The sequence below is a fragment of the Corallococcus sp. CA047B genome (assembly GCF_003612065.1).
Classification (GTDB): domain Bacteria; phylum Myxococcota; class Myxococcia; order Myxococcales; family Myxococcaceae; genus Corallococcus; species Corallococcus praedator.
This window is the reverse complement of record NZ_RAWD01000428.1, coordinates 1-6,617: the sequence shown is the minus strand read 5'-3', so window position 1 is coordinate 6,617 and position 6,617 is coordinate 1. Positions and strand designations below refer to the sequence as shown.

5 protein-coding genes and 1 pseudogene are annotated in these 6,617 nt (G+C 69.6%); 3 read left to right on the top strand and 3 right to left on the bottom strand.

What is annotated here, in order from left to right; all coding sequences use genetic code 11:
- Positions 1-533: pseudogene (locus D7X74_RS37945) on the bottom strand (J domain-containing protein); the annotation flags it as partial.
- A gap of 13 nt (positions 534-546) precedes the next feature.
- A complete protein-coding gene (locus tag D7X74_RS37940) occupies positions 547-921 on the bottom strand; it encodes a response regulator transcription factor (protein WP_120537856.1) in 375 nt (124 codons plus the stop codon).
- 82 nt (positions 922-1,003) lie between these two features.
- On the opposite strand from D7X74_RS37940, the gene D7X74_RS37935 reads away from it, so the two are divergent.
- The 3 genes from D7X74_RS37935 to D7X74_RS37925 all read left to right on the top strand — a co-directional run bounded on the left by D7X74_RS37935 (position 1,004) and on the right by D7X74_RS37925 (position 5,637).
- Positions 1,004-2,401, top strand: a complete 1,398-nt coding sequence (locus D7X74_RS37935) for a M20/M25/M40 family metallo-hydrolase (protein WP_199732981.1) — start codon at positions 1,004-1,006, stop codon at positions 2,399-2,401.
- An 84-nt stretch (positions 2,402-2,485) separates the two neighbouring features.
- Entirely contained in the window at positions 2,486-4,555 is a 2,070-nt protein-coding gene (locus D7X74_RS37930) for a S46 family peptidase (protein WP_370450853.1), read from the top strand.
- A gap of 23 nt (positions 4,556-4,578) precedes the next feature.
- Entirely contained in the window at positions 4,579-5,637 is a 1,059-nt protein-coding gene (locus D7X74_RS37925) for a hypothetical protein (protein WP_120537853.1), read from the top strand.
- A gap of 18 nt (positions 5,638-5,655) precedes the next feature.
- On the opposite strand, the gene pip is transcribed toward D7X74_RS37925, so the two are convergent.
- Positions 5,656-6,606: a prolyl aminopeptidase gene (gene pip, locus D7X74_RS37920; protein WP_120537857.1), complete on the bottom strand. Its 951-nt coding sequence runs from the start codon at positions 6,604-6,606 to the stop codon at positions 5,656-5,658.
- Positions 6,607-6,617: the final 11 nt, after the last annotated feature.

Here is a 6,617-nt window from a genome sequence, read left to right as displayed (position 1 = left end):
AGATGTGGATAAGAGACAGGCAGCGCGCCGCCCATGTCCAGCCGGGGAGGCGGCGGAGGTGGCGGCTGCATCGCGCCCTGGAGGAAGAGCGTCTCCGCCTCGCGGATCCGCCGCGAGAGGAAGTCGAAGATCTCCACGGAGATCTTCCGCAACTCCGGGTGCAGATCCGGCGACAGGTGGTCCGGCGAGAAGCGCTTCGCCATGCGGAAGAAGGCGGTGCGGAACTCATCCAGCGTCGCCTGCGGCTTGAGCCCGAAGACTTCGTGCGGCGGCAGGTGCAGCAGGCCGCGCAGCTGGGTGCGCAGGCGCTCCGCCTGCTGGCTCTCCACCGAAGGCGACGGCGCGGCGGCGAACAGGTCGCGCACCTCCGGCAGCTCCTGGAGTGGGATCCAATTCGTCCCATCGCGCGACGCGCGCACGGCCGTCTTCAACCGGCCGGAGGCGATGAGTTCACGGAATGCTTGCAGCTGGAGTGGGCCCAGCACACGGCCGAGCGAATCTCCCACCCAGTAACCGACAGCGGATGACGACACGGGGACCTCGGAATCAGGACGCGAGGGCCTCGCGCATGGCCGACGCGATTTCCATGGGGTGGAAGGGCTTGCCCACGAAGCCCACCGCTCCCGCGGCGATGGCCTGCTCCACCACCGGTTCGGCGTCCATGCTGCTGATGACGAGCACGCGCGTTCCCGGCGACACGCTCTTGATGGCACCCAGCACTTCCAGCCCGCTCTTCTTCGGCATGAACAGGTCCAGGAACATCACCGCGGGCTGCTCCTTCGCGGCCAGCGCCAGTCCCTCTTCCCCGTCCGATGCCTCCAGCAGTCTCAGGGCAATGCCCGTCTCCGCGATGACATCCTTGAGGATGCGACGCACGAAACTGTCGTCATCCACCAGCAGCAGGGTTGGCAGTCCAGACATGGGCGGCAGGATACATGGGCCGCGCGGTTTTCGGCGCGGCTGTCGTGCGGCGCCTGCCCGCCTTTTGGGTTAAGGGGTGGGCATGTCCACCGACCTCGCGCTGTCCCATTTCGAGTCCCAGAAAGCCGCGTACCTCGAGGACCTCAAGACCCTCGTACGCATACCCAGCGTGTCCTTTCCCGGCTTTGACGCGGGCCTCGTGCGCAAGAGCGCCGAAGCAACCGCCGCGCTGTTGAAAGACCGTGGGTTTGAAAACGTCCAGCTCCTCGAAATCGAAGGAGCCCATCCGTATGTCTATGGCGAGGTGCTCAAGGCGCCGGGCAGACCCACGCTCCTGCTCTACGCGCACCACGACGTGCAGCCCGCCGGGGACGAATCCGCCTGGAAGAGCCCGCCCTTCGAGCCGGAGCTGCGCGACGGTCGCCTGTACGGACGCGGTGCGGCGGACGACAAGGCCGGCATCGTCGTGCACACCTCCGCGGTGGACGCGTGGCTCAAGAGCACCGGCCAGCTCCCACTCAACGTGAAGGTCGTCATCGAAGGCGAGGAAGAAGCCGGCAGTGACCACCTGGGTGCATTTCTCCAGAAGCACGCGAAGTTGGTGGCGGCGGACGCCATCGTGTTGACGGACACGTCGAACTTCGACACGGGCCTGCCGTCCATCACCACGGCGCTGCGCGGCCTGGTGACGGTGGACGTGGAGGTGCGGGGCCTGAAGCAGGCGGTGCACTCCGGCATGTGGGGCGGGCCGGTGCCGGATCCGGCGATGGCGCTGTGCCGGATGCTCGCGACGCTGACGCACGCGGACGGCTCCATCGCCATCGAAGGGGTGATGGAGCACGTGAAGCCGCTGACGGACGCGGAGCGGCAGAGCATCCAGGCGCTGCCTGGCGACAACGCCACCTTCCGTGAGCAGGTGGGCTTGAACGACGGCGTGGAGCTGTTGGGCGGTGGACGTCACCCGTGGGAGACGAACTGGCGTCAGCCCAGCCTGGCCATCAACGCCATCCAGGCCAGCAGCCGCAAGGACGCGCGCAACATCATCGTGGAGTCGGCGTGGGCGCGCGTGGGCATCCGCGTGGTGCCGGACCTGGATCCGGAGGACGTGCAGCGCCGGCTGGTGGCCCATCTCAAGAAGGTGTGCCCGTGGGGGTTGGAGCTGGAGATCCGCGAGGACCAGGCTTCCGGCTGGTGGTACACGGACTCGTCGCACCCGGCCTTCCAGGCGGCGTTCCGCGCGCTGGAGAAGGGCTACGCGAAGAAGCCCGTCACCATCGGGTGCGGTGGATCCATCCCGTTCGTGGAGCCGTTCGCCAAGGAACTGGGCGGCGTGCCCGCGCTGCTCATCGGCGTGGAGGATCCGTACACGTACGCCCACTCGGAGAACGAGAGCCTGCACCTGGGCGACTGGGAGAAGTCCATCCGCTCCGCCATCCACCTCTATGAGGAGCTGGCGAAGGCGTTGACCGCTCGCGGATAGCGGGCCCGGCGCGTTTCCGGACAGCCGGTGCCGAGCGGGGTATAGGGCGAGGTCCGCGCCGCTCGCACCGGAAGGACGTCCGACGTGAAACGCTCCTGTTGCCTTGTCCTGCTGCTCGCCGTCGTCGCCGCGCCCCTCTTCGCGCGGGCCGATGAGGGGATGTGGACCTTCAACCACTTCCCCTCGGACGCGGTGGCGAAGAAGTACGGCTTCAAGCCCACGCAGGCGTGGTTGGACACGGTGCGGCTGGGGTCGGCGCGGCTGACGGAAGGGTGCTCCGGAAGCTTCGTGTCGCCGGACGGCCTGGTGATGACCAACCACCACTGCGCGCACAACTGCATCGCGCAGCTGTCCACCGCGAAGAAGGACCTGTCGAAGGACGGCTTCGTCGCGCGCACGCTGGCGGACGAGCCCCGCTGTCCCACGATGGAGGTGAACCGGCTGACGGACATCCGCGACGTCACGAAGGACGTGCAGGGCGCGACGCAGGGCCTGCAGGGCGAGCCCTTCGAGGACGCGCAGCGCGCGGTGTTCGCGAGGCTGGAGACGGCGTGCGCCACGCGGGACGACCTGCGGTGCGAGGTCGTCACGCTGTACCAGGGCGGCCGCTACGACCTGTACACCTACGAGCGGATGCAGGACGTGCGGCTCGTCTTCGCGCCGGAGACGGCCATCGCGGCCTTTGGTGGAGACCCGGACAACTTCGAGTTCCCCCGCTACGACCTGGACGTGTCGTTCATGCGCGTGTACCGCGACGGCAAGCCCGCGAGGACGGAGCCGTACTTCCGCTGGAGCAAGGGGGGGCCGAAGGACGGCGCGGTGACGTTCGTGCCGGGCAACCCGGGCAGCACGTCGCGGATGAACACGCTGGCGCAGCTTGCGTACCAGCGGGACCATTCGCTGCCGGAGAACCTCTTCTGGCGCTCGGAGCTGCGCGGGCGGTTGCAGGAGTTCGCGCGCCGGGGGCCGGAGTTCGCGCGCATGTCGGAGGAGCGGCTGTTCGAGCTGGAGAACGCCATCAAGTCGATGAAGGGCGGGCGCGAGGCGCTGGTGGAGCCCGCGTTCTGGGCGCAGCTCTCCGACAACGAACGCGCGCTGCGCGCGAAGGTGGGCCAGGACGCGAAGCTCCAGCAGCAGTACGGCGACGCGTGGGACGCCAGCGCGAAGGCGATGGACACGCTGAAGACGTTCCGCCGCGAGCTGCGGATGCTGGAGCAGATGGCGGGCATGGGCTCGCAGCTCTTCGACGTGGCGGCGACGCTGGTACGCGCGACGGAGGAGGCGGGCAAGCCCAACGAGCAGCGGCTGCCGGAGTTCTCCGAAGCGAACCGGCCCGCGACGGAGCAGTTCCTGTTCAACCCCGCGCCGATGTACCCGGCGCTGGAGGAGCTGGTGCTGGGCTTCTACCTCACGCGCCTGCGCGAGGACCTGTCCCCGGACCATCCGGCGGTGAAGGCGGTGCTGGGCAAGGACTCGCCGGAGGTGGTGGCGAAGCGGGCGGTGCGCGGCAGCCAGCTCCAGACGGTGGCGGTGCGCAGGAAGCTGCTGGCGGGAGGGACAGCGGCCATCGCGGCGTCGAAGGATCCGATGGTGATTCTGGCGCGCACGCTGGACGGCCCGGCCCGCGAGGTGCGCAAGCGCTACGAGAACGAGGTGGCGGCGGTCCTCAAGCGCAACGGGGAGCGCATCGGCCATGCGCGCTTCGACCTGTACGGCACGGCGGTGGCGCCGGACGCGACCTTCACGCCGCGCCTGTCGTACGGCAGCGTGCAGGGCTACACGGCGAACGGGAAGCAGGTGGCTCCGTTCACGACCGTGGCGGGGCTGTACGCGCGCGCCACCGGACAGGAGCCGTTCAAGCTTCCGCCGAGCTGGCTCCGGGCGAAGGCGAAGCTGCCCCCGGAGACGCCGCTGAACTTCGTCACCAGCAACGACATCGTGGGGGGCAACTCCGGGTCGCCCATCCTGGACGCGCAGGCGGAGATCGTGGGCCTCGCGTTCGACGGCAACATCCAGTCGTTGGGCGGGGACTACGGCTTCGACGCGGCGGTGAACCGCGCGGTGGCGGTGGACAGCCGCGGCATCGAAGCGGCGCTCCGTCAGGTGTACGGCGCGGAGCGGCTCTTGAAGGAGCTGGGACTTTCAACGCCGTAGGCGGATGGATTAAGTGCGCGGCCATGCGCGCGCATCCCGTCCGGACCGTCTGTCTTCTCCTCCTGCTGTGCAGCCTGGGTCCTCCGAGTGCCTGGGCCGCCCAGGCTCCAGAGGCTCCGTGGGCCATCATCCTGGGCCAGGACGCGAAGCGCCCCACGGTGGCGAAGCTGCTCGCGGCGCAGAAGAAGGCGCGCGCGCTCGCGTGGGTGAAGCCGGCGAAGGGCTTCCCCAAGCTGGTGGCCTCCAAGTCGCTGCCGGGGCTCCCGGAAGGCCAGCACGTCCTGCTGCTGGGCGTGTGCGGGACGAAGGCGGAGGCCCAGGCGGCCCGGGCGCTGGTGCGGCCGATGGTGCCGGACGTCGCCGTGCAACAGCTCACCGGCACCGCCGCGCTGGCGTGCCCGGCGCCCAACGCGTTGAAGGCGGAGCTGCCCGCGGACGCGAAGGCGGAAGGGACGTTCGCGTTCCCGGATGCGCCCGGGCTGGAGCTGACCGTCCACCGCGTCGCCCCGAGCCCCGCGCTGGCGTGCCCGGCCACGGACCTGCTGCTGCGCGTGGTGCAGGGCGACGCGGTGCTGGCCCGGCACGTGATGAAGGGACAGTGCGCGGGCGCCTGCAATCCCCAGGAGCAGGAAGCGGCGAAGGCGCGAGTCGCGTCACTCCAGGAGAAGGCGCGTCAGGGGGACACGATGGCCGAGATGATGCTCAAGAACGTGAGCGTGGACTGTCAGGCCCGCCAGACCCACTTCAAGACGGTGCTGACGGAGCTGGGGGCTCCGGTGGCGGTGGTCGCGCAGGAGCCCGCGATGAACAGCCGCATGCCGGACGTGGGCATGCTCGTGGGCCCCGGCTGCGGGAAGCTCATCGTCTCTCCGTACCTGTCGGGTGAGACGGGGGCGCAGGACCTGTCGAAGGTGCTGGCGAAGGCGGACGCGGAGGGCCCGGAGGGCTGGAAGGCCTTCAGCGTCTTCGTGCCCGGGCGGGACCCCACGGCCCAGGCGGAGCGGCGGCACCTGGGGCACTTCGTGTGGATTGCCCCGAAGTGTGAATGGGTGACGGACGACGAAGAGGGGCAGGACATGTAGCCGGCCCCCGCGGTCGGGTTACCGCCGGCTGCCGAAGCGGTCGGTGGCCTCCACCAGCGCGGACGTGTTGCCGGGCTCGTTGGCGGAGTGGCCCGCGTCCGGGACGATGACGAGCTGTGCTTCGGGCCACGCTCGGTGCAGGGCCCACGCGCTCTCCGGCGGGCAGACGACGTCGTAGCGGCCCTGCACGATGACGGCGGGGATGTGGCGGATCCGGTGCACGTCATCCAACAGCTGGGTGTCGCTGCGCATCCAGCCCCTGTTGACGAAGTAGTGGCACTCGATGCGCGCGAAGGCGATGGCGAAGTCATCCCCCGCGTTGCGCGCGATGAGCTCCGGGTTGGTGTAGAGGCAGCTCGTGCGGCCTTCCCACATGCTCCACGCCCTCGCGGCTTCCTGCTGCGCGTGGCGGTCGTCACCGAACAGCCGCCTCGCGTAGGCCTGGAGCAGGTCCCCGCGCTCCTCCTCCGGGATGGGGGCGAGGTAGTGCTCCCACGCGTCCGGGAACAGCGCGTCCGCGCCGCGCTGGTAGAACCAGTCGATCTCCTGCTTGCGCAAGAGGAAGATGCCGCGCAGCACCAGCTCCGTGACGCGCTCCGGATGGGCCTGGGCGTAGGCGAGTGACAGGGTGCTGCCCCACGAGCCGCCGAAGAGCTGCCAGTGCTCCAGGCCCAGGTGTTCGCGCAGCCGCTCCATGTCCGCCACCAGGTCCCAGGTGGTGTTCATCACCAGGCTGGCGTGCGGGGTGCTGCGGCCGCAGCCGCGCTGGTCGAAGAGGATGATGCGGTACACGCTGGGGTCGAAGAAGCGGCGCTGCTTCGCGTCGGTGCCGCCGCCCGGGCCGCCGTGCACGAACACGACGGGCTTGCCGTCGGGGTTGCCGCACTCCTCGAAGTACAGCGAGTGGTCACCCGTGACGCTCAGCCGACCTGAGCGGTAGGGCTCGATGGGGGGATAGAGCGTGCGCAGCGGGGTGGGGG